At 55.3% G+C, this 23,750-nt stretch carries 22 protein-coding genes and 1 pseudogene; 16 read left to right on the top strand and 7 right to left on the bottom strand.

From position 1 onward, the window contains the following. Positions 1 to 4 precede the first annotated feature (4 nt). Positions 5 to 880, top strand: a complete 876-nt coding sequence (locus SFX18_16905; GenBank protein ID MDX1964831.1) for a serine/threonine-protein kinase — start codon at positions 5 to 7, stop codon at positions 878 to 880. A gap of 49 nt (positions 881 to 929) precedes the next feature. On the opposite strand, the gene SFX18_16900 is transcribed toward SFX18_16905, so the two are convergent. Beyond that, entirely contained in the window at positions 930 to 1,313 is a 384-nt protein-coding gene (locus SFX18_16900; protein ID MDX1964830.1) for a hypothetical protein, read from the bottom strand. A gap of 67 nt (positions 1,314 to 1,380) precedes the next feature. Between SFX18_16900 and SFX18_16895 the strand changes: the two genes are divergently transcribed. The 3 genes from SFX18_16895 (at position 1,381) to SFX18_16885 (ending at position 3,677) form a co-directional block, all read left to right on the top strand. After that, positions 1,381 to 1,626 (top strand): hypothetical protein, encoded by a 246-nt coding sequence (locus tag SFX18_16895; protein ID MDX1964829.1) that lies wholly within the window; start codon positions 1,381 to 1,383, stop codon positions 1,624 to 1,626. A gap of 320 nt (positions 1,627 to 1,946) precedes the next feature. Continuing rightward, positions 1,947 to 3,002: a hypothetical protein gene (locus SFX18_16890; GenBank protein MDX1964828.1), complete on the top strand. Its 1,056-nt coding sequence runs from the start codon at positions 1,947 to 1,949 to the stop codon at positions 3,000 to 3,002. A 21-nt stretch (positions 3,003 to 3,023) separates the two neighbouring features. Further along, a complete protein-coding gene (locus SFX18_16885) occupies positions 3,024 to 3,677 on the top strand; it encodes a lysophospholipid acyltransferase family protein (protein ID MDX1964827.1) in 654 nt (217 codons plus the stop codon). Here the strand turns inward: SFX18_16885 and SFX18_16880 are convergent. Beyond that, positions 3,674 to 4,285 carry a GNAT family protein gene (locus SFX18_16880; protein ID MDX1964826.1) on the bottom strand — a complete coding sequence of 204 codons (612 nt, stop codon included), beginning with the start codon at positions 4,283 to 4,285 and terminating at the stop codon, positions 3,674 to 3,676. The two genes, SFX18_16885 and SFX18_16880, sit on opposite strands and share 4 nt — an antisense overlap. Before the next feature lie 312 nt (positions 4,286 to 4,597). Here SFX18_16880 and SFX18_16875 point away from each other — a divergent pair, with 312 nt between their 5' ends. Beyond that, positions 4,598 to 7,054, top strand: a complete 2,457-nt coding sequence (locus SFX18_16875) for a hypothetical protein (GenBank protein ID MDX1964825.1) — start codon at positions 4,598 to 4,600, stop codon at positions 7,052 to 7,054. A 678-nt stretch (positions 7,055 to 7,732) separates the two neighbouring features. Here the strand turns inward: SFX18_16875 and SFX18_16870 are convergent. Next, positions 7,733 to 7,873 (bottom strand): annotated as a pseudogene (locus SFX18_16870) (carbon storage regulator). On the opposite strand from SFX18_16870, the gene SFX18_16865 reads away from it, so the two are divergent. Then, on the top strand, positions 7,872 to 8,108 hold the full coding sequence (locus SFX18_16865) for a hypothetical protein (GenBank protein MDX1964824.1): 237 nt from the start codon (positions 7,872 to 7,874) through the stop codon (positions 8,106 to 8,108). The pseudogene SFX18_16870 and the gene SFX18_16865 sit on opposite strands and share 2 nt — an antisense overlap. An 85-nt stretch (positions 8,109 to 8,193) precedes the next feature. On the opposite strand, the gene SFX18_16860 is transcribed toward SFX18_16865, so the two are convergent. Then, positions 8,194 to 9,267, bottom strand: a complete 1,074-nt coding sequence (locus SFX18_16860; protein ID MDX1964823.1) for a VTT domain-containing protein — start codon at positions 9,265 to 9,267, stop codon at positions 8,194 to 8,196. Positions 9,268 to 9,606: 339 nt separating this feature from the next. Between SFX18_16860 and SFX18_16855 the strand changes: the two genes are divergently transcribed. From SFX18_16855 to SFX18_16810, 10 genes are all read left to right on the top strand, one after another. Continuing rightward, positions 9,607 to 10,410: an SDR family NAD(P)-dependent oxidoreductase gene (locus SFX18_16855; GenBank protein ID MDX1964822.1), complete on the top strand. Its 804-nt coding sequence runs from the start codon at positions 9,607 to 9,609 to the stop codon at positions 10,408 to 10,410. 260 nt (positions 10,411 to 10,670) lie between these two features. After that, positions 10,671 to 10,871 carry a hypothetical protein gene (locus SFX18_16850; GenBank protein ID MDX1964821.1) on the top strand — a complete coding sequence of 67 codons (201 nt, stop codon included), beginning with the start codon at positions 10,671 to 10,673 and terminating at the stop codon, positions 10,869 to 10,871. Between the two features lie 23 nt (positions 10,872 to 10,894). After that, positions 10,895 to 11,203, top strand: a complete 309-nt coding sequence (locus tag SFX18_16845) for a hypothetical protein (protein ID MDX1964820.1) — start codon at positions 10,895 to 10,897, stop codon at positions 11,201 to 11,203. A gap of 346 nt (positions 11,204 to 11,549) precedes the next feature. Next, entirely contained in the window at positions 11,550 to 11,915 is a 366-nt protein-coding gene (locus SFX18_16840; GenBank protein MDX1964819.1) for a VOC family protein, read from the top strand. A 135-nt stretch (positions 11,916 to 12,050) separates the two neighbouring features. Then, on the top strand, positions 12,051 to 12,551 hold the full coding sequence (locus tag SFX18_16835) for a hypothetical protein (protein MDX1964818.1): 501 nt from the start codon (positions 12,051 to 12,053) through the stop codon (positions 12,549 to 12,551). Between the two features lie 256 nt (positions 12,552 to 12,807). After that, on the top strand, positions 12,808 to 14,283 hold the full coding sequence (locus tag SFX18_16830) for a Gfo/Idh/MocA family oxidoreductase (GenBank protein ID MDX1964817.1): 1,476 nt from the start codon (positions 12,808 to 12,810) through the stop codon (positions 14,281 to 14,283). 113 nt (positions 14,284 to 14,396) lie between these two features. Next, a complete protein-coding gene (locus SFX18_16825; protein MDX1964816.1) occupies positions 14,397 to 15,053 on the top strand; it encodes a DUF642 domain-containing protein in 657 nt (218 codons plus the stop codon). A 210-nt stretch (positions 15,054 to 15,263) separates the two neighbouring features. Continuing rightward, positions 15,264 to 15,974, top strand: coding sequence for a dethiobiotin synthase (bioD, locus tag SFX18_16820; GenBank protein MDX1964815.1), 711 nt, complete (start codon positions 15,264 to 15,266; stop codon positions 15,972 to 15,974). 295 nt (positions 15,975 to 16,269) lie between these two features. After that, positions 16,270 to 17,313 (top strand): aldose epimerase family protein, encoded by a 1,044-nt coding sequence (locus SFX18_16815; protein MDX1964814.1) that lies wholly within the window; start codon positions 16,270 to 16,272, stop codon positions 17,311 to 17,313. Positions 17,314 to 17,952: 639 nt separating this feature from the next. Then, positions 17,953 to 18,507: a hypothetical protein gene (locus SFX18_16810; GenBank protein MDX1964813.1), complete on the top strand. Its 555-nt coding sequence runs from the start codon at positions 17,953 to 17,955 to the stop codon at positions 18,505 to 18,507. A gap of 76 nt (positions 18,508 to 18,583) precedes the next feature. Here the strand turns inward: SFX18_16810 and SFX18_16805 are convergent, their stop codons facing one another. From SFX18_16805 to SFX18_16795, 3 genes are all read right to left on the bottom strand, one after another. Further along, entirely contained in the window at positions 18,584 to 19,399 is an 816-nt protein-coding gene (locus tag SFX18_16805; GenBank protein ID MDX1964812.1) for a phosphoribosylformylglycinamidine synthase subunit PurQ, read from the bottom strand. Between the two features lie 155 nt (positions 19,400 to 19,554). Beyond that, positions 19,555 to 22,509 (bottom strand): phosphoribosylformylglycinamidine synthase subunit PurL, encoded by a 2,955-nt coding sequence (purL, locus tag SFX18_16800; GenBank protein MDX1964811.1) that lies wholly within the window; start codon positions 22,507 to 22,509, stop codon positions 19,555 to 19,557. Further along, a complete protein-coding gene (locus SFX18_16795) occupies positions 22,493 to 23,350 on the bottom strand; it encodes a prephenate dehydrogenase (protein MDX1964810.1) in 858 nt (285 codons plus the stop codon). Before SFX18_16795 ends, purL begins: the two co-directional genes overlap by 17 nt. Positions 23,351 to 23,750: the final 400 nt, after the last annotated feature.

The following is a 23,750-nucleotide window of genomic DNA, read 5'->3' as shown; positions in this document are numbered from 1 at the left end:
TCCGATGGGATTTTTACAGGCAATTCGCGCGCTTTTTTCCAATAAAGTCGATATCGCCCAACGCTTTGAAATCGAACGTGAAGCGATTTCGGGCACCATGTCGGAATTTTTTGCCGCCCGCGATCGCCAGACCGGCAAAATGGTCGGTTTAAAAATTCAGGACAAGGATAAGACCGAGGCGGTGGAATCCCGCTTTAAAGCCCTCAAAAAACCGAGCGAGGGGGAAATCGCCCTGGGGATGGATCACCCACGAATCGTCAAGACCCTGGAGCACGGCACCACCACGGACAACCGGGCCTACATCTTAATGGAATTTCTGGATGGTCCCGGACTTAACTCGCTCATTATTTCCAAAAGCGAATTGCTCAACGGCAATCGACTGGCCCTCTTGCGGCAAGCGGCCGAGGCCCTGGATTACGTGCATGGGCGGGGATACATTCACCGCGACATTTGCCCGCGAAATTTTGTCTGCTCCAAGGACGCAACGTCTCTAAAGTTGATCGATTTTGGCCTGACCCTGCCGGCCAAGGCTGAATATATGCAACCGGGCAACCGCGTGGGAACGCCCAACTATCTGGCTCCCGAGGTGGTCCGCCGCAAAAAGACCGATCAGCGCCTGGATATTTTTGCGTTCGGGGTGACCGCCTTTGAGCTGTTTGCGCTGGAGCTTCCCTGGCCAAAGGGTAAATCCACGGGGATGGACGCGCTGAATCATGACAAGATCGAGCCGCGGCAAATTACGCAACTATGCCCCCGCATCGATCCCGTTCTGGGCGAAACGATCATGCAATGCCTGCAAATCGACCCCGCCGCCCGCCCGCAGTCCCTGCGGGCGTTCTTGCAAAAGATTGAAAAAGTCAAGCGGGAAACAATCGACTAAACCCCGCAGACGACGCCATCAAGGCGCGGCGGCGGATGACGCGGACCGTTTACTCGATTCCCGGCATCACGCGGGAGCGTGTGCCGCTGGGAGCGGGGGGCAGGCTATCCACCATCGCGGGCGCGCCGCCAATCAATTCCGCGCCGCCGCCGGTGGAGCAAGCGCAGTTCGAACTGGCCAGTTCCGCCCCGCCAATCGATCCGCCCAGCGCTGGACCGCTGATCGCCGCGCTGTCGCCGCAGGGGCAATTATTGGCGGGGACCGTCGCGCTGCAGGGAGAGCAATCATTATGCATGCCATGTTTGTTAAACAAGCCCCAACGCATGCCACCCATGCCTGGTCCACAATCCGATGTTAATCCATCGCACGCGGAACAGCCGGACAAACCCGCGGCCACAACAGCCAGACCGAGCAAGCTTAAGATTCGTTGCATGACGAAACTCCTTTCAATAAAAAATTCCTCCGCTACCCGCGGAGGCCGGGGATCATCTTGAGTTCCCTTGCGCACAGCGCAACGGATGTTCAACCGGCTGACACAACGGCCGGGTCGGGGGGGGCGGGTGTTTATTTGGCGGCGGGAGGGGCTGCAGTCAACCACTCGGGCGGGGGCCGCCAACGGCAACCACGGTAAAAAAATCATTCAATCAACCGCTGGTCGCCAACTGACTGACCAATTCGGGTGTATCGTGACACGGCGGGCTGTCGCTGGCGGTAGGGTTGCCGCCGCGCACGATGGTAAGCTGTGAAAACTTACATCATGGTTGACGTTGTGCAAACGCAACACGAAAATTTTTTTCAACATTGTGGCATTTTTACCACATCATCGGCGTAATCACGTGCTAAATTTGTAGGACTGTAGCGGTGACGCGGTGGCAGCTTGCGGCTACCTACTGTTGATCCGAAAAATTTGCCCTCCTGTAATCGGTCAAGCCGCGCGCGGCGGCATAATCCGCATTACCCGCGCTGGGCGCCTGCCACAGCCCCCTCAGCGGTTCCCCTTGCCTGTCCCATGGTGGATGGCGGTCATTTTACAAAGATGCTCCGCGATTATTACTGGATGTCAGCGATGCCGTATCCCAACCAAAAAATTGCGCTCAACCCGCTTACCCTCGTTGCGCAACGCTGGCTAATGACTTTGCTGCCAGAATTATGGCCGGTTACCCTTTTGGCGGCGCTTTTGTTGTGGTCCACTGGCTGGATATACGCTACTCCCCCCGAAGAGACCTTGCCTCCGCCATCCGCGGACGGTCCTGCCGTCGTTACAACGCCAGATGTGGACTATTGGCTGGTCAGCAGTCGCGGTTTACCCTGCTATCAGTCGGGCCGCGATGTTTCCGCCGCGCGGCTGGCGTTCCAGCACTGCGATTCCACGGCTTGCCGCTGGAATCACGCCACACACGCCGAATTTTTGGCCAGCCTGGATAACCGACCCACGTATGTTTTACTGCACGGCAACCGCTTTAACTTTCAAGACGCGGTGGACTTTGGCTATACCGTAGGGGAGGCTCTGCGCGGCGGTTGGTGCAATCAACCGATCCGAATTATCATATGGTCCTGGCCCAGCGATCAAATTCAAGGCCAAATCCAGGACATCCAGACCAAGGCGGCCCGGACAACTAGCGAAGGGATTTATCTGGCTAACTTTTTAAAGGATTTACTCCCTGGCACTCCCGTGGGTTTGGTGGGATATAGTTACGGAGCGCGGATCGCCAGCGGAGCGCTGCATTTGCGCGGAGGAGGTTCACTCGCGGGTTATCGCTTGCCCGCGGAAGCCACCGGCGCGTTGGGTCCGGTGCGGGGGGTGTTTTTTGCCACCGCCATTAATGAGTGCTGGCTATTACCGGGTCAACCGCATGGTTTCGCGCTGAATGGCGTCGAGCGGGCATTATTTTTTAATAATAGCTTGGACCCCGCCCTCAAGCGGTATCACCTGGTTGATCGAAACACCCATCCCGAGGCTATCGGCTATGTCGGGGCGCGGATCGCCGCCGTCCACGCCCCCAAGGTCCGGCAATGGGATGTCGCTTCTTCCCTGGGCAAGACGCACGATTATCGCCAGTATCTGGGGACGGCCTGGATCTTGGGCCGGATGCGTTCCCATCTAAATTTTGTTCAACCCTAAATCGCCGGGCTTTTGCCAGAAATGCAACGACGTTGGCCCCAGCGACTTTGGTATGAATTTTTACGCTATGCCGCCTGGTTGGCGGCCATCCCCTATCTGGGCCTGCGCGCGCGGGGGACAAGAAAATTTCCGGCAACGGGGGGCGTGCTGGTCCTGGCAAATCATCAAAGCAACGCCGATCCGCCTTTGATCGGCTGCGTCTGTCCCAGGCGCATGAATTATTTGGCCCGCGAATCACTTTTTCATCATCCCTGGTTCCGCTGGCTCATTCTTTCCCTTGATGCGATTCCCATTGACCGCGAAGGACTGGGACTGGAAGGAATCAAGCAAACCATGAAGCGGCTGAAGGCGGGTGAAGTGGTTCTGATGTTTCCCGAAGGAACCCGCACCCCCCATGGACGCGTCCAACCGCTCAAGCCCGGATTTTTAGCGCTGGTCCGGCGGACAGGAGCCGCGATTGTCCCCGTGGGATTGGCGGGTCTGTACGAAGCCTGGCCCCGTAGTCATTCCTGGCCCAGCCCTGGTTGGGTCCAAATTGAATATGGCGAACCACTTTTTCCGCAAGAAATCCAGGGTTATGACGATGACACACTTCTGGCCGAATTGACCCGGCGGCTGACCGCTTGCCAGGCAACCGCCCAAGCCCTGCGCGCAAAACGTCAGGAACCGCTTTAACCGGTAAGCGTGATTGGCTGATCCCCGGCAAGATCTTCTTTGACCAAAGAGAACATCACGGTATCCAACTGTTGTTGGGCAACGTGGGAGCGTCGGCGGGCCACACCTTCGCGGGTGGCGCCGACTTTGAGCGCGACTTTTTGGCTGGCATAATTTCCCACCGCCGCCACAATTTCTATCCTTTGCAACTTTAGCTCGGCAAAGCCAAACCTCGCCAAGCGCAAGGTCGCCGCCGTGGCGATGCCCCGCCGGGTCGTGCTAGTCCGGACAAAGTAGCCCAGATTGGCCCGCCGGTTAAAGCGATCAAGTTGATTAATGCCAATGGTGCCTAACAGCGCCTCTGTGGCTTGGTCAAAGATGGCAAAACTATACGAGCGATCCTCCGCCCAGGCAGCGGGCACATCATTCACCCAACGGGCGCAATCATCGACGGAATAACCCGGATGATACCAGGCGAGCCAGGGTTGGATTTCATTCACGGACTCCATGACCGCGGCGTACAGGGGCTCGATATCCTCGGGCCGGGGAGGGCGCAGCCATAAATCGCCGACAGCCCAGTGGCCCGCCGAGAGCGGGGGAGGGGTAAAGCCCGAATTTGTCATTGCCATCATCAATCCCAAGCCTCTTGATCCGGCCGTAGTCACGTTTCCTGGCACCTAAAATGACCAAACATTGAATGTAAAGGACGCACTCTTGGATTGCTAGCACCGCGAGGCGGGACACAGGTGTGAAAATATTGCTCTTGCCTAGACACATCCGGGCGAGTATGGTTCCCGCCGACGGTCCTGGGGCAGGGGACCGTTTTTTTTTGCCGCGATACCAACCCAGCGGTACGTCCAATTTGCCCTGGCCCGCCCCGCCGTTGCCAGACGGGGTTTTTTCCGACTATTTTTTGTGTAAAGGCCACAGCGATGCGCCGGATGGCATCTGGGTGGAAATTTACCAGGCATGATGACGCCCCGACGCCGACCGTAAGCCGTTCGGCGGGAACGAAGACTATTGCGCGTGGCTGGGGTTGGGCAATTCTGACAGTAGTGATGCTGGGGGGCTGCGCTAGTTCTGAAATCGTCAAACTGCGGCCGATTTCTTCTAACCCGCTGGACTCCACGCTCAAGCTCATATCGCATGGGGGTCCGCAGCCGACCGAGCGCACCATCCAGTATCTGCGTCGCAATGATTTGCTGAATAAATTGGACGGCGACGCGCAAGTCTTGCTTACCGACCTGCATGAAATCTTGCGGGTTGATCCGTCACCGGACGGCTGCCAGGCATACGCCGAGATAGCCTATCTGGAGGGTTTAAAGCAACAACGCGCGAATGGTAAATTAGCGCTGGATTACTTTGGGGCGTCCGTCGCGCATAGCTATTACTATTTGTTTGATCCGCGTTTTGCCCAATTTCGTAATCCCTATGACCCTCAGTTTCGCCAGGAATGTGATTTGTACAACGAAGCGCTCGAGAGCGCGCTCAAAATTGTGCAAAAAGAAGGCCAATTGCGCCCCGATATGCAAGCCGAGATCGAGGTCGCCGGGCAAAAATGGCAAATTCAGGTCCAGCTTCGCAATGGCCAGTGGAATCCCGCCGAAATCGAAAAATTTGAGTTCGTCAGCGATTATCAAGTCACCGGCCTGCGCAATCATTATCACACCTACGGCCTGGGCGTGCCGCTCATCGCCGTGCGCAAGCCCCCCGCGACATCCACCACGCGGGAAAAATATTTCCCCCCGGGACTGAGTTTTCCACTAACGGCATTTTTGCGACTGTTGCCGGATGAACATGGTTCGCACGCTCATCAGCAGCCCCAGGCGGGGACCACCTGTAACGTCCACCGCGCCGTGCTGGATTTATATGATCCATTGACGTCCAGCGACATAACCGTGTGCGACCGGCAAGTGCCGCTCGAGACGGACCTATCCACGCCGCTGGCGCATTTTCTGAGTAATCCCCAACTAGGTAAACTGGATGCCAGCACCAGTGGACTACTAAACCCCGGCAGCACCGAGGAATTGGCGGGACTGTACTTGCTGGAACCGTACAATCCCGATAAAATTCCCGTGGTGTTTGTGCATGGATTGTGGTCTAGCCCAATTACGTGGATGGAGATGTTTAATGATCTGCAAGGCTCCGCCGATTTGCGCAGTCGCTATCAATTTTTGTTCTATTTTTATCCGACCGGGCAGCCGTTTTGGTACAGCGCGACGCGCTTTCGCGGGGATCTGCGCAATTACCGCCAAACCTTTGATCCGCAAAGCCGCCAGCCCGCCATGGAACAAATGGTGCTGATCGGCCATAGTATGGGGGGGCTGGTTTCTCGCTTGCAAGTTATCGACAGCGAGGATCGTTTTTGGAAAATCCTTAGTGATAAACCGTTTGACGGCATCGTAGCCAGTGAAAAATACAGAGCTGAATTACGGGAACTGTTTTTCTTTCAACCAAATCCCGCCATCAAACGAATTGTCACGATCGGCACACCCCACCTGGGAAGCGAATTTTCCAATGACTACACCCAGGTGCTGGCTCGCCGGTTGATTAAGCTGCCCGAGATGCTCTCGATGCGCAGGCATGAACTGATCGAAAAAAATCCCGGCTTGATCCGCGATCCCAAACTGCTGGAAATCACCACCAGCATCGACTCCCTCTCGCCAAACTCACCCATCCTGCCAGTTATGTTTCAGGCGCGACGCGCTCCCTGGGTCAAACATGACAATATCGTGGGCCTGGTCCCGCGCAGCGGAATCTACCGTTATAGCTCGCCCGGGGATGGAATCGTGGAATTGACCAGTGCCTCGATCGAGCAGATAAAGACCACCCGCTTTGCCGAGTATGTCCGTGATTATCAGGTGGAACGGGAAGTCACCGTCGCCGCCAATCACGTGGATATTCATCGCCATCCTAAAAGTGTCGCCACGGTGCGGCGCATCCTGCTCGAGCATATACAACAAGCAAATATGCAACCTAACCCCTGGCTGCGCAAAGAGCCTGTGCCGCAAACCGCCGAACAACCAGGCACCACCCAACCCGCGAGTTTGCTTGTACCAGCGGCGCAGGAATCCGCAAGCTACGTTGATAGGGGGAACACGGTACCAGTAAACACACTGCCAGGGGACGCAGCCAGACCCTCAAACCTGGCCGCGTCCCCCGTCTGGTCAGAAGCGGTCGCTTGGCCCAACCTGGGCGTGGGACCGAACGCACCTGGCGGCTATGCAACCGCGAACCAACCAACCACCAACCTGCAAGTGCCAGTTGGGTCAACCGCCCCGCCGGGAACATTCCCACAAGGGGAACAAGCTCCCGAGATCTACGGCAGTCCGGCACTTACCTCCCCTGGGAATTCCATTATGGCGGATCGCCCCAGCGCGATGCCGCTCTACCGTTAAGATCCACCACATTACCGCTAACAGTGTGCCAAGGCATTAAGTAGTGTTTTGTCAACGATTCGTTTGAGGATGTGCCGTAGGATAGCTTGCTTATGGGTTAGAGCGGTAAAATACCTGGAGCAAGTGCCCGGTGGCTGATCCCCCAACTTGAATCCTTTGCTTTGACCCAGCGCTCGAGTCGCGGCTAGCAATGCCACGCACCATGTGGATTAATCCATAGAGCGCGTTAGAACCATTCACAACGCGCTCATTACAGGTCTGCTAGACACTTAGCGACAGATTTGCCTCGGCGGTGGAAAATGGCTCAATACACTGGTCATCCTCCCCTATTGAAGATAATTCCGCCGAAGAGCCAGTTTGACTTTCATTGGCGGAGGCGTTTCCACCAGTCCCCGCCCCGCGGCGTGCGGCAAGTTTCTTGGCCAAGGGAGCGGAGGTGTCTGTTCCCGCTGCTGATAAAATAGCCTGCTGCCGGGTGGCGGTGGTGATTTCTTGACGATAACGGGGTTGGCGGTTTTGCCGTAGTTCAACAACCTCGACTCGAATGTTTTGCTCAGCGGGCTCCGTGGAAATTTCCTCGCCGGCAAGGATGTCCAGGGATTCCCCCTCAGACTGTGTCGATAGCAATTGGGCTAAAACATACTGTACCGGCGTGGCGGATGAGGATGCGTCCGCGGATAATTCGCCCCGGAGCACACGCACACTCTGCGGAGCCTCGATCCCCAGGCGAATCGCATTGCCGCGAAACGCTAGCACGGTGATCACAATATCTTGACCAATCCGAATTTTTTCGTTCACCTTGCGCGATAGCACTAACATGACAGACTCCATTCTTTGTGAAAAAACTGAGAAGATTAAGATCCTGACAAGACGGAAGTTTGTTAATGCACGCAGTGTGCCAAATCACGCGCCGCACAAAAAACAATCTAAAAAAATCATAGTCGTCCGTCTTTTACGTGATTTTTCGACCATTTTCCTTTGTGGTCGAATGTTCACTGGTGGCAATCATACACCAAAGTGTACAGATTTACAAGAGGCCGCCCCGGAAAAATGAAAAAATTACAGAACCTACTCTTTTAATTCCTACAAACGAACTGCGAATTTTACGTGGCATCCCACTTAACTAACGCTAGCATTTGCTAAATCCGCTTTTTACTCAGGGCGGTAAGCTGGGTTCCATCCAAGCTGTCGGTCGCTTTGCCTAGCTTACGCGAATAATCGCTTCCATTACCCCCCGCAAAATTACCGTTTTGGCGGGGGTGTAAACCGGTCGAGGGGGAGGTTTGCGGATTGACGCTTCCATTTTGACGGGGTACGGGGTTGGGTCCCGCGTCCAGGTCGGTCCCCACGGCTCGGTTAGGCTTTTCCGGGGGGGGCGATGTCTCTAAGGCAGCGTCCGTGGGCTGGGGTGGAATAGCCGCTACGGGAGATTGGATCCTCGGCGTCGCCGTGGCAGCACTTTCCGCCACGGGTTCTGTTAAAGAAGGTGACTGGCTATTGTTAATTTCTTCCGGGGAGGTGCCTGTCGAGGTTGGCTGGGACGTGGCGGATTGTTCCTCATCCTGCAGGCCTTCTTCCATGCTTTGCTGATCCTCGCCGAGTAGTTTGCCTAACGCCCCGGGATCATGCGGTCCGCGGCGGTGATACACGTAATACCAACCAAATATGGTGGCCCCTACCAGACCCACGCCGACCAAAATGGTCAAACCGTATTCGGCCTGTTGGACCATGCGGACCGCCCATTCGCCAAAGAAATAACTTAGCCCGGTAAAAAGCAAAATTACCAATGATGCGCAAAACAGGTCGGTAATAAAAAATTTGCGGTAAGGATAGCGTAAGATACCCGCGGTCAAATAAACGGGGGAGCGTACCCCGACCAAGAATCGCGAAACAAAAAATACTTTGACCCCGTGGCGGTGGATCAGGTGTTCCAAAGATTTTTCCCGTTCGGGCGTGAGATAATTTCGCCAAAACGATCCGGGGCGCAGCATCCGCCCCCCCAGCCGATAGCCTATCAAATACATAATGCTATCGCCCAGCAGGCACCCAATCAGGCAGGCCCCCATGGCCAACCAGATATCCAGGTAGCCTTTGGCGGCCATAATCCCGGCGGCAATCAGGGCTACCTCTTCGGGAATTGGCAGGCCAAAGCCGGTCAATACCAGAAAGAAAATAATCCCAAAATAGCCGTACTGGTGCAGTAATTCATCCATTAGATTGTGGGCACACAACTTTCTGGGTCAGCGAAAATGGTTCCGACTTTACCCAAGAATTGCAAATCGCTTACCATGATTGATCAGGCGACCGGCCGCGTAAAAATTGGCAAGTATCGCCGCGGATTGCCAAAAGACCGAAATTTCCACATTTTTAGCAGTCCGGCCCATGAGTGCGACACGTCTACGGGTTGCGGTCTGTCGTGGTCTTATTTCGCCGCCTGGCAAAGTACAATCACCAACAAGTGAAAAACTTCACAGTCCGGCTGTGAATTCACCCGCCTTATTTTATCTCATTCGCGGAAATAACACATCCTCCCTGGGTGTGCTGCCTACATTATGATACGTCGTAAACTGAAAAATTTAAGGGCCTTGGTCACCGGAGTTTCCAGTGGAATTGGACGGGCGGTGGCGGATTTGCTGGTCGGGCAAGGCGTACATGTCCTAGGAATGGCCCGCCGGGGGGAATTGCTGGCCGAATGGCAAAAAACTTGGGAAAACCCACAAGATCCGCGTAATCACCCCGGTCAAACGGCGATCTTTGTCGGGGACATCACCCGTCCCGAGGACCGCACCGCCGCCCTGCGGATGGTCGAATCCCGTTTTCACGGCTTGGATTTGCTGATAAACAACGCCGGCACGGGCAGCTTGGGACGGTTTGCCCAATCCGACCCCCGGCTATTACGGACTATTTTTGAGGTCAACTTTTTTGCCCCGGTCGAACTATGCCGGGCGGCACTCCCTTTGCTACAGAATGGCCAGACCCCTTTGATTGTTAATTTAGGCTCAATCCTTGGCCACCGCGCGACTCCGCAAAATAGTGAATACTGCGCGAGCAAATTTGCCCTGCGCGGCTGGTCCGAAAGCGTCCGTCCTGAGCTAAATAAAATCGGCATTGATCTGTTACTGGTCAGTCCTGGTACCACCGAGACGGACTTCTACGCCCACACTTTGGGTGACGACCATACCCCCCCATGGCCCAGTCCGCCGGGTGTCCCGGCGGAAAGGGTGGCGCGGGCGATTGTGCGGGCCATCGAAACCGGGCGGGGAGAAATTGTCCCCAACTGGCGTGGGCGGGCCTTGGTCTGGGCGAATCGGCTCTGCCCGTGGCTGGTGGACCGGGCGATGCGAAAGTATGGGTGAATGAGGGCGATACCATAACATCAGCCGACAGGCGCTAGTCCACGGTTCAATAAACCAACAATTAATTTCCACCCGACAATAGCACGTTCCAGCAGATGGATAAACCAACACACCATTATCAACCCATAGTTCAATTACGCTTAACATCTCCCCAAATGCAAAATCCCTACGCGTCACCATTGTCGCAGCCAGACCAGCCCGCGATTCCCCCGGACAGTTTGCTTGCTAAAATTGGACTGGGCCTTTCCCTTACTGGTTTTATGGCTGTATTCGGGGTGGGGATGTTTGGCGACTGGATCTCGATGATTGCCATGTACGTGGCTTTTCTGGCATTGCCAGGATTTATCATCAGCGCCCTGGCACAACTCCTTAGGCCGTCCTCCCACGCCAGGTTGGGAATTGTGCTGGGAATCTTTGGCATGTTCTTTTTACCGACGTTTTATCTTTCGTTGCGGCACTAAGAATTAACTCATAATTTTTCAACATGGATCATTCTTCCTATCAAGTCGGAGTGCTGATAAACCTGCCGGAGGAATTGCATTATCTCATCGCTCCCGTACTTGGTTGTAATTGCCGGTCGGAAAACGAAATCTTCGCTTACTTGGACCAGATCACGGCTGAGCAACTTGAGGAACATGCGGTCATTGCGGAGAGGGTTTTATGGAATAACCATTACGACTTGGTGAATCAATTCCTAGATGAATTTTGCATGTCTCAATATCCGGAGTGTGCTAAACTCTACTTTTACTTTGGCTTACTTGACCATGCCGATCTAAAGTTTGATTCGATGTAACGCTCCTATTAACTTTGCCGAAAATGCTGGTATCACGTATCACGTTCAAATTTCTAAATCAATAAAATTTTAGCTCCACACCGAGAAACGTGCTTGTAAGGCTACCCATAATTCATAACGATCAAGAACTCGACTTTACCCTGGAATGCATTCGCTTCTTTCAGGCACAACTTGCTCATTTTCGAAAAATGGAAACAAATCCCGACAACTACCGGCGTTCCGCAGGGGGCTTTTTGACTGAAATCGACCGGATGCCGTTGGAAGTAAGCGAGTATTCGAGCCAACCGCAACTCCCATTAAAAGCAGCAATTTAATCCCTCTCAACCGCCGATACGATTACCACCCCATGCACGACCTAGCCATACCCACGCTCCCTTGCCGGTCCCTCGACCAGACGCTGGCGTTTTACCGGCGATTGGGTTTTAGCGGCGATATTCATCCCCATGGCGATTACGCTATCTTGCAGCGTGGCTCGGTGGAACTGCACTTTTTCACCATGACAAACCTGCGTCCCGAAATTTCGCACGCGGGTTGTTACATCCGCGTCGCCGATGTCGATAGCTTTTTTGCCGCTTGCCAGACGGCGAAATTGCCCCTGTCCGGTATTCCCCGGCAAGATTCCCTAAATGACCAACCGTGGGGAATGCGGGAGTTTGCGATTGTCGACCCCGATGGCAACCTGTTGCGCATTGGGCAGCCGGTGGCTGGTTAAGCGGGTCTTGTGGAAATACGTGTAGAGAGGGAAATCACCACTACATCATCAGCCGACGGGCACTAGCCCACGGTTTAATGTTTCAGCAATTCATTTTAACCGGACGCTAGCGCGTTCCGGCTGATTATAATTCATATGAACGCTTCTGAACCTCTAGCGTTTTTCATCACCTGGACCGTATACGGCTCGCACTTGCAGGGTGATGAGCGCGGTTGGCGGCATAGGCGGCAAGGGAATCAACTACCGCAACCGCAATTGGCGAATTGGCGAAGGAATCGCCTCCAGCACGAGGTGTTGCTCTTGTCGCCCGAGCAACGCCTGGTCGTTGAAGGAGAATGCCGCGGACACTGTAAACATCGTGGTTGGCAGTTGTGGACCGTCAACGCGCGCACGAATCATGTGCATGTCGTGGCCACTGCCGCAGGCTGTTCCGGTAAAATTGTCCGCGATCAATTGAAGGCGAACTGCACTCGAGGTTTGCGCGAAGTGTGGACCGAGTTCCGCGACAGACCGATCTGGACAGTCGGTGGCGACTGGGAATGTCTCAACGATCTCAATGACTTGGAGGCCGTGTGCCTGTACGTTAACGAAGCTCAAGACCGAATGGATCGAGAATTATCAGCCGACGGGCGCTAGCCCACGGTTTAATAAGCCAACAAGCAAAATACAACCGGACGCTAGCGCGTTCCGGCTGATGATTGATAAACACAACCACATCTACGGGGGCCTGTCGGCCAGCAAAAAAACATTTGCATTGCCCTGCTGGCCGCGATAAACTGAGCTTTTCATAGTGAAGTTTTTTGCACGGTCTTTTTATATGCCCCCAGGGGCCCCCTTGCCTGACACAATCCCCTCATCCGCCATTGCCCCATTCCCACCGGAGACCATGTTTATGTCGCAACTCACACGCCGGGAAATGCTGGAACGTTCGATGTTGGCCACCGCCGCCGCCCTAGCCGCTTCGCCATTGACGGGCCTGGGGATAGGGCAATCGGCACTGGCCGCCGACGCCCCCCCCCAATCCACCAGCCCCAATGAACAGCTCTTGTGTGCGATCATAGGCGTACGCAGCCGTGGACGCGAACATATTAGCGAATTTTCCCAACGCAAGGATGTCCGCATCGCCATGATCTGCGACGCCGACGCCGACGTGGGTAACTCTGTCTGTGAGGAAATCGCCAAGTCGACCGGCCATAAGCCAGAATTTGTCCAAGACATGCGCCGCGTCTTTGAAAATCCCTCGATCAATTTTATCTCCACCGCCACGCCCAATCACTGGCACGCGCTGACCGCGATTTGGGCGATGCAGGCCGGTAAGGACGTCTACGTGGAAAAGCCCGTTAGCCATAACGTCAGCGAAGGGCGGCGGATCGTCCAGGCGGCGGAAAAACTAGGCCGCATCTGCCAGGTCGGCACGCAGTCCCGCTCGACCGGCGGCATGCGCGCTGCCATGGAATATGTTCACACCGGCAAGCTGGGGGAGGTCAAACTGGCGCGGGGGCTCTGTTATAAGCGGCGTCCTTCTATCGGCGCGGCGGGTGAATTTTCCCCGCCAAAAAGCGTGGATTACGATCTATGGTGCGGTCCCGCGCCGCTGGCCCCCCTGACCCGCAAACAGTTTCATTATGACTGGCACTGGCAATGGCCCTATGGCAATGGGGACCTGGGAAACCAGGGAATCCACCAGATGGACCTCTGCCGCTGGGCGTTAAATGTCAATCAACTGAGCAAGCGGGTCATTAGCTATGGCGGGCGGTTTGGTTATGTGGATTCCGGGGAAACGCCCAACACGCAGGTGGTGGTGCACGACTTTGGCGATAAATCGATCGTGTTTGAGGTTCGCGGGCTGGAAACCGGCGATTTTAAGACGGCCAAGGTGGGAATTATTGTCGAGGGATCGGACGGATACCTGGTCATGACCAGCTATTCCGACGGGACGGTATTTGACAAAAATGGCCAGGCGATCAAGCAATTTCGCGGCGGCGGGAACCATTTTCATAACTTTGTGGATGCCGTTCGGGCGCATGACGCCAGTAAGCTGCAAGGCCCCATTCTCGAAGGGCACCTGTCGAGCGCGCTGTGCCACACGGGTAATATTTCCTACTTGCTGGGCCAGCCGGTTGGCCCCAGCGAGCTGCGCGAGTGTCTGCAAGAAGTCAAACTGGCCGACGATGTGGCCGACACGCTTGAAAGGACTACCCGGCATTTAGATGACAACCATGTCCACCTTGATGATTCCACCCGTTGGCAGGCGGGAGAGGTCCTAACCTTTGATCCCGTGACCGAGACATTCCCCGGCAACGCCCGCGCGAACGACCTGCTCACGCGCGAGTACCGGGCGCCCTTTGTCGTGCCAAGCACGATATAAGTAACGGACGTGAACGCTTGCCGCAAGTATAAACTAAGTAACTATAATATTGAGCAATCTCGGAAATTATGGTGGCCATTTCACTTTTCAACTTTGAGGTATCAACCTTGAAAATGCTTTCATTTTTTATTGCACTCGCTATCTGCTGTAGTGTAGGCGTCGCGCAGGCAAATTTGATTAGCAATGGCTCGTTTGAAACACCATTTGTCCCAGTCGGGGGGTTTACCAATTTCCGTGGAGGAGCGAACTTGCAAGGCTGGGAGGTTGTTGGGGTAAATTCTGCATTAGTTAACACTATGTTTACCGATAGCGATATTACATTTAATGCACAGTCGGGGAATCAGTGGATCGATCTGGGTGGGCTTTTCCAAAATTCGCGAAACAGTGGCATCAGGCAAAGTTTCCCCACCACGTCTGGCCAACAATATGAGGTTAGTTTTTATGTTGGTGGCGGAACGGATGGTAGAACATTCTTTCCAACTCTCGTGGATTTAAGCCTTGATTTTGGTCCGCGAGTAAGTTTTTTTAAATCTCCGGGTCCGGGTTCATGGTATATGCTTAATTGGGAATTGTTCAGGTTTTCATTTACCGCAGAAAATTCCTCAACCACGTTGACCTTTTATCACGGTGCCGAGAGATCTAACTTTAAAAGTGCTCTAGACAATGTTACTGTAGTAGCTATTCCAGAACCCTCTATAGTGACACTATGGGTAGTTTTGGGCAGCACCCTTGGTTGGTATTTCCTGTACCAACGCCATACAAAGCGATAGACAGTAACGGAACGTGTTTTAGAGTGCGGGATTATCACTCGATTGTCATTCGGCACTAATCGTGGATTACAAACCCAGGGTGGTAACCTCCCCTGGGTTTGTCGTTTGCCTGTGAGAGGCGTCGTAAAACCGTCCGCTGGGGAAATATCAATTTGTCTCTGTTCATCATACTTTCATTCAACATTCGTAATTTGTAATTCGTAATTTTCTATGCCGCGCGGACTGTTTATCACCGGCACTGACACCCATGTCGGCAAAACCCACGTTGCCGCCGCAATCGCCGCCAAACTGCACGCGGCGGGACACTGCGTGGGCGTGTACAAACCTGTCGCCAGCGGCTGTGAGTTAAGTTCGAAGGGCGGTAAAGCCGCGGAATTAATCAGTCCCGATGCAGTTGCGCTGTGGCGGGGGGCGGGAAAGCCCCTTTCCCTGGAACAAGTATGTCCGCAACGGTTTCGCGCTCCGCTGGCACCCCATTTAGCCGCCAGAGAAGAAGGAAAGCAAGTCGATCGCATGCTGTTGCGGCGCGGTTTAGAGCCGTGGCTAAATGCCAGCGAGGTGGTCATCATCGAAGGGGCGGGGGGATTGTTTTCGCCCATTGCCGATCATGAACTAGTGGCGGAGTTAGCGGCGGAAATTGGCTTTCCCGTGGTGATTGTCGCTCCCAATCGGTTGGGCGTGATCAATCAGGCATTACAAACGGCGATCGCGGGGCGGTATTTTCGCGGGGGATTGAACCTGGCAGGCGTGGTGCTCAATCAGCCAGAACCGCTGGATATTCATGCCGATCCCAGCCAAGCCAGCAATTTTGTCGAATTGCAGCGTTGGTGCCGGGTGGCGGTCTTTACCGAATTGCCCCATAACAGCCAGGATTTTGCTCCCGCGGTGGACTGGTGGAAGCTAGCCCGGGAAGCGACATAAATCCGGCCTGGCCTGTTACTTGTTTGCCGGCACGACGGGGGTTATATTTTGGGGGCAGAGTCGGGGAGTGAAGAGCAATAACATGGCCTGCCAGGGTCCACAGTTCTAGCTACTGGCGGGACATTCCAGCATTTTTATGAATGGGGAGAATTCGATGCGCCGCCAGTTGATTTGTTCTATTACCCTGTGTTGCGTGGTATGGTGTTTCGTGGCCAGCGACGCGCTGGCGCAAGGCGCCGCCACAACCAAAAAAGCCCCTTCCGCTACGAAATCAGCCATTCCCACACGCGCTACCATGACCCAAAAACCTTTTGGAAAAACCAGCGACGGACAGCCCGTCACGCTCTTTACCCTGACCAATGAGCAAGGTCTGACGCTCAATTTAATCGACTATGGCGCGGCCATGCAGTCCGTGCTGGTCCCTGACAAAACCGGCAAACCGGCGAATGTGACGCTGGGCTTTGACGACATGGCGGGTTACGAGGGGCATGGCGCGCACTTTGGCTGCACGATCGGCCGCTATGCCAACCGCATCGCCAAAGGAAAATTCAAGATCGACGGCCAAGAATACACCCTGGCCACCAACAACGGGCCAAACCATTTGCACGGCGGACCGGGGGGATTTGACCGGGTGATGTGGCGTGCCAAACCCTCTTCCGATGGCCGCAGCGTGGTCTTTACCTACCAAAGCGCTGACGGCGAAGAGGGCTATCCCGGCAAGTTATCCACCACCGTCACTTACACTCTGACCGCCGATAATGAAATTGTCATTGACTACCAGGCCGAGACCGACAAACCGACCGTGGTTAATCTGACCAATCACGCCTATTGGAATTTAGGAGGAGTGGGTTCGGGCGATGTCTTGGGCCACGAATTGCTTATTTCCGCCGACCAATACTTGCTCGTGGATGACACACTGATTCCCACGGGCGAGTATGGCAAAGTCGCCGGGACGGTGATGGATTTTACCAAGGCGCAGGCCATTGGCTCGCGGATTGACGAGCTGAAAAAGTCTGGCAAGACCGGCGGTTATGATCATTGCTATGTGATCCGCAACCCTGGCACGCCGGAAAAACCGACTCTGGTCGCGATAGTCAAAGAGCCAAAATCGGGACGGATGATGGAAATTTACACATCTGAGCCGGGAATTCAGTTTTACACGGGGAATTTTCTCGACGGATCGGCGGGTAGCGGCGGCAATCAGCAACACCATGCTTTTTGCCTGGAAACCCAGCATTATCCCGATTCGCCCAACCAGCCCAAATTTCCCACTACGTTACTAAAACCGGGCCAAAAGTTTCACTCAGTGACCACGCACAAGTTTTCGATTGACAAGTAAGACCGGAAATTTCCCGCCAGCGGGGGATGTCCAACCTTGGCCCCCCCTTGCATCAGGTCCGTTCGTCGCTAAACTAACTGTTCTCTTTGAGTTACGTTTTTTGGACTTTTTTTAATGTGAATTGCGGAGTGCATCGTGGGTGTAAAAAAGACAGGTAAGGGTCGACGGAAATTGGGACGCAAAAAACGCCGGATGCGCGCGCGGATTCGGCATCGTAAAGGCTAAAATTGTGGGTCGGGGCATGCCTCGCGGGATGTCCATAACCGGGTGCGCATCTTTTAGGAGCGCATCCTATGCGGCACGGTCGACATAAGAGGCTCGAATATAAATCCGTCGCACGGGTTTAAGTGTGCTGCGCGGGCCTTCTTTAGCAGAACAGTTCTTATGATGCTGCACGGGCTTTGCCCTTTATCTGTGAAAAGGGATCTGCGGGAAGCTCTGGGGGCGACTTTCGTCACCGGGTGGACGCACACCATTCGACATAAGTCATTTATTGGCAATAACTTGCGTTAATTGTTGAGTTTTTTCAACTGTCGCGGTTGCACCACATTCGGCATGACCTAGAGTTGCTTGCCGACATCACGCAGGGGCTGATCGTCGGCCAATCCCCTCTCTCGCGACTTGCCGGAGTTTTGTGCCATGAATCGTTTTGTCTGGTTTTCGAGTCTCTTGGTTGGTGTGGCAATGTTCACCGGGTGTCAAGCTTGCTTTGACACCTTTAACCGTTGTGAAGCGTTCAAACAGCATATCTTTTGCAATCATTCGCTGTGCAATACCACGCCCACGCCGGTTTATGTGGCTCCACCGGCGGTTACGACGGTGCCCGTGGTTCAGCAGCCGGTGTGCCCACCCGCCCCGGTTTGTCCCCCGTGTACCCAGGCACCGGTGGTCAGCGCGGCTCCCGCGGCAATTTGCCAGCCAATCGAATGCTGCCCCACGACGGTTTGTTGCCCCACGACTTGTTGTGTGAGCAGTTGCGAAAGTGGATGTAATCCGTGTGGAGGAACGGTCAGCCACGGGACGTATGGCGGCGGCACCATCATCAGCGGCGAGGGAAACTGTTGCGGCAACAGCGGAACCATCGTTAGCGGCGGCACCATCATGGGGGACACATCGGGGGTGATCTCCGGCGGAGCGAATGTGCGCCCCAGTCTCAATGGTCCCGCCCCCGCGCCGATCGCATCGGGGCAGTAGCGTAAATGCTTTGCCCCTTGATATGGTACTTGGCTTGAATTGCGAAATAAAAACGCATGAGGAACGATAAATTCCCTTACCCCACCGCGGCCACGGCATTCTGAAAAATCGCGAGGCCCGACCCCGGCTCGGTTCCCGCTCCGCGTGTCCAACAAGGATGCTGCGTGCGGGTGATGTAACGCTCGGGGTGGGGCATCAGGCCAAAAACCCGTCCCGTGCTATCGCACACGCCAGCCACGTTGGCCTGGGAACCATTGGGGTTGTCCGGAAAGTCCAACTTTACGGACAAATCCCCCCCTTCAGAATGTGCGTCCCCCCGCGCGGCCACGTTTTTTGACTCTCCAGGCGCATAACAGAGCGCGAGTTGTCCCCGCCGGGCCAGCTCCGCCAAAACTTCCGGTGACCGGGCCACAAACCGCCCTTCACCATGCGCATAGGGGAGCGGAAATTCCGTTAGCCCCCGCAAAAAGACGCACGGTCCTGGCTGGACCCGTAAATTCACCCAGGCGTCCCGGTAACGACCGCTCTCGTTCCAGGCCAGGGTGGCGGGGCTCTGTTCAAAGTCATCAAAGAGCAATCCGCATTTGATCAGCACCTGAAAACCGTTGCAAATGCCCAGAATCAATTTATTGGCGGCGCGGTATTCACGGAGCGTGTCTGCTAACTGCCGACGCAGTTGATCCCCCAGGATTCTTCCGCTGGCAATATCATCCCCGTAACTAAACCCCCCTGGCAGGCAGAGGATTTGAGAATGCTTGCATATGCCGGGCTCTTCCAAAAGTTGCCGCACATGGACGCGCTGGGTTTGCGCGCCCGCCAATTCAAAGGCATACGCGGTTTCCTCGTCGCAGTTGGTGCCGGGGGCTCTTAAAATAAGGGCGGTAACGGGCATGGTGTATCCTTGGTAATTAATAATGTTTATGCAGTGGTTCGGACTTTAGACCGCGAACCAACGAATTTAACCACGGCCTACTGGCTAAAGTTCATGCCACTGTCTACCGGTTACTGGTTTTTGGTTACTGGTTTTTGGTTATAAAGCCCCCGTCACTACCAATCCAGCGGTCCCCGCCAAGCCGCAAATAGCTCTGCTAGATTCCACCGCGCGTGTTCCACCACCCCGCCGGCATCCTTGTTGATAGTAATTTGGCAGACGGGTTCGGCGATTACATGCCCGATCCACGCATGCGGCAACCCCGCCAGGCATTGTTCAAACCGCGCTGTCAGGTCGGGGGGCACTTCGCATAAGAAGCGGCTGTTGGATTCGCTAAACAAAATTGTTTGGGAATAAAGAGGGGCGTTGGCCAATGACGCTAGCCGCACAGTGCCAGGTAGACAGGCAAATTCGACCGCCACCCCCAATTCCCCCGCAAAAGCCATTTCCGCCAGAGCCACCGCCAGCCCCCCTTCGCTCAGGTCGTGACACGCGGCCAACAGACCCTGGCCGATTGCCTGATGAATCGCCACAAAAATCCGCCAGGCCAGCGCGGGATCGACCTTGGGAACCGCGCCTCCCGTCGCACCCACGATTTTGGCATAACGCGAGCCTGCTAATTCCTCGTGGGTATTTCCGACCAAGCAGAGCCGATTTCCCGCCCGTTTTAGGTCCATGCTGACGCAGTGATGAACGTCCGCTACCTGTCCCAGGGCACTGATCAGCAGCGTATGGGGAATAGCGATTGTCCGCTTTTGCCCTGCCCCGTCCACGTAACGAAATTCGTTGTTCAGGCTATCCTTGCCGCTAACAAAGGGCATTTTCCAGGCAATGGCCAAATCATGGCAAGCCTGCGCGGCACGGACCAGCGCGCCGAGTGTTTCGGGTTTTTCGCAGTCACCCCAGCAAAAGTTGTCCAGTACCGCGATTTGCCGGGGGTCGGCCCCGACTGCCACGGCGTTACGGACAGCCTCGTCAAAGGCGCTGGCGGCCATATGGTACGTGTCATAGTCGCCAAAACTAGGGCAAATACCGCAACTCACCACCATTCCGCGTTGAGAGCGCAACACCGGCCGAACGACAGCGGCGTCACCGGGACCGGACTGCGCGGGGCCAACTAGGGGTTTGAGGACGCTGCCCCCTTGCACTTCATGGTCATATTGGCGGATGATCCATTCTTTGCTGCAAACGTTCCAGTCGGCCAGCACCCGCGGCAATACATTTTGCAACGATGGCAATTCACCTTTGACCGTCAACGGAGAATCGTTGTGCGGTGTGTAAGTCGCGGGACGGATTACGGGGGGACGGCCGTCATGCAAAAATTGCATGTCCAAATCCCCCACCAAGGTCCCCGCATAGAACAATTGCAACCGCCCCGTGGGAACAAACTGCCCTAAAATCGTCGCTTCCACTCCCTCCGCCTGACACAGTGATAAAAATTCAGGCCATTGATCGGGGCCCACGGCCAGAATCATCCGTTCCTGCGCCTCGCTAATCCAAATTTCCGTATAACTTAGCCCGGTGTATTTGAGGGGAGCTTTTTCCAGATCCACCCGCGCGCCTAGGTCGGCCCCCATTTCGCCCACCGCGCTCGAGAACCCCCCCGCGCCGCAATCAGTGATTGCATGAAACAGATTGCGGTCCCGCGCCTGCAGGACGACATCCAGGACCATTTTTTCGGTGATGGCGTTGCCGATTTGGACCGCGCCGCCGGACACGGACTCGCTTTCGCTGGTGAGTTCGGCGGAGCTAAAGGTGGCTCCATGAATCCCGTCCCGGCCGGTCCGTCCCCCCAGGGCCACGATCCAATCCCCGGGCAAGACTTCTTTAAATGATTTATCGCGCGGAATTAGCCCCACATTGCCGCAATAGACCAATGGATTTCCCAGGTAGCGGGGATCAAAGCAGACAGCGCCATTGACCGTGGGTATGCCCATGCGATTACCATAATCGCGCACGCCGCTGACAACGCCGCGCATGACGCGGCGGGGATGCAAGACCCCCGGGGGCAAGTCGGTCCCCGGCGTGTCGGGGGGGGCAAAGCAAAACACATCGGTGCTGCAGATGGGTTTGGCCCCCAAACCGGTCCCCAGCGGGTCGCGGATGACCCCCCCCAGGCCGGTATTGGCCCCGCCATAGGGCTCGATGGCCGAGGGGTGGTTGTGCGTTTCGACCTTCATCACGATATTGTACTGATCGTCAAACCGTACAATTCCCGCGTTGTCCTGAAACACACTGACACACCAATCGGCGGGGCCTAATTCTTGGCGAATCCGCACTGTCGCCGCAAAAATTGTTTCCTTCAACAAATTCTGATAAAAGCGCTCCCCCTCCGGCCCGCGATAGTGCACCCGCCCCGCCAGCGTCTTGTGCGAGCAATGTTCGCTCCAAGTTTGGGCCAGGGTTTCTAGCTCGATATCCGTGGGATCACGCTCCAAATCGCGGTAATACGCGCGAATGGTTTGCATCTCGGCCAGTTGCAGATACAACTGCCCTTCGCGGCTCAATTTTTGCAGTTCATCGTCTGATAACGCGCGAATCGGGACTGTGATTTGCGTCAAACGATAATCGGTGCCCAGGGCCAATTTATCAAATGGCAAGGGGCCTACTATTGCTTCTTCGATGGCGTCATTGGCCAGTACGTTTGTTGACAGCCGGTGCAACTGCGCGGTGTCCAATCTTCCTAGCCAATATTTGCGAAATGTGCGCACACCGGTGGTCCGCCAGCCACCATCGGCAAGTGCGCTGGCGGCGCTGGCCGCCACGGGATCCATCACCCCGGGCTTATACAGGACATGGATCAGTTGGGTGTAGCCATTCTCCGGAGGTAAAAGCCATTCGGTATCGGTGGAGGATGCCACGCGAAACTCTTCCACCACCGGATCGCACAATAGTTCCGCCGCGGCGCAAAGGACTTGTTCCCGAGTTAAATCACCGTCTAATAGATACCCCGACGCGGCCCAAACCCGGCAGTCGGCGGGGAGGCCGATTTCAACCGCGGCTTGGTGGATGCGCGCGGCGGCGCGATCTGGTTCAGTGGGGATGGGCCGAATTTCAACTTCCCACAGCATCGCGTCGCTCCTTCGCCTGCTGAAATAATTGTTCGAGTTTACGCGTATCCCCCACGGCCAAAGCCCGCGTGAAGAGGGCTAATTCACGCTGATATTTTTCGAGGGCCGCCACCAGGTAATCTTGGTTAGAGAGGGCAATCTCGGTCCATAGGCGGGCGTCGCCCGCGGCAATGCGGGTGGTGTCCCGCCAGCCCGTGGCGCACAGGGGCAAATCCGCCATGCTGGTCATGCGGGCCAGGGCCGCCGCCGCCAGATGTGGCAAATGGCTGACCGCGGCCAGCGATTTGTCATGTTCCCGCGGGGACATGAACACCACGGTTGCCCCTAATGATGTCCAAAAGTCCGCCACCGCCAGCACCGCGGAGGACTCCGCCGACTGCTTTGTACCAGGGGTTAGCACCACGTATTTGCCATTCAGCAAATCCGCCTTGGCCGCCAAGGGGCCTTGCTTTTCTCCTCCCGCCAGGGGGTGACTGCCGACAAATTGTATCCCGCGGGGGTAATTTTTGACCAAATCTCGCACGATTTGTCGTTTCGTGCTACCGCAGTCGGTCATGATGGCGTTTTCAGCGGCCAACGAGGCAATTTCCCGTGCCAAAGGGACAATGCTGGCCACGGGCGTCGCCAAGATAATCAATTCCGCGTCTTTGACCCCTGCGGCCAAATCCGTGGTTCCGACACTGATCGCCCCTAACGATTCCGCCTCGGCCAAAGACTGCGTATGCCGACCGATTCCCACCACCCGGCGGGCCAGTTTACGTTCCCGGAGGGCCAAGCCCAGCGAGCCACCGATCAGCCCCACGCCCACAATCGCCACGGTCGAGTACAACGGTTTACCCATCACAACGTGGCCAAAAGGAAGGGGATCAAAAAAATCGCCGGGCAGACAAAATGCAGATCCCCCAACGCCCTTTTAGTAAAATAGGCAATCAGGGCCGCTCTCATCACCACATCCAGGTTTTACCACAAAAGCCCGGTTTTCTGCAGTGGGGGGGTGATGGGAAACTATAAAAGAAGTCTTGAACGGCGAGAGAAAATCAGGCAAAAATCGACCCATCCTTACCCATCAGGACATTTTTTGCAATTTAACCTAATTTCATCAAAAAAATTCAGTTTGCCGCGCGTCATGAAGTTTATGCATTTCGGAAAAAAACAATTCACCATCACATTTCCGCCGAGCAATTTGGATCAGTCAAAATCCATTTGGGGGGATGTATTTTCCGGGCAGTGATTTGTATATT

It is taken from the genome of Pirellulales bacterium (assembly GCA_033762255.1).
Classification (GTDB): domain Bacteria; phylum Planctomycetota; class Planctomycetia; order Pirellulales; family JALHPA01; genus JANRLT01.
The sequence above is the reverse complement of the archived record's forward strand: the minus strand, read 5'-3'. Positions and strand labels throughout refer to the sequence as shown.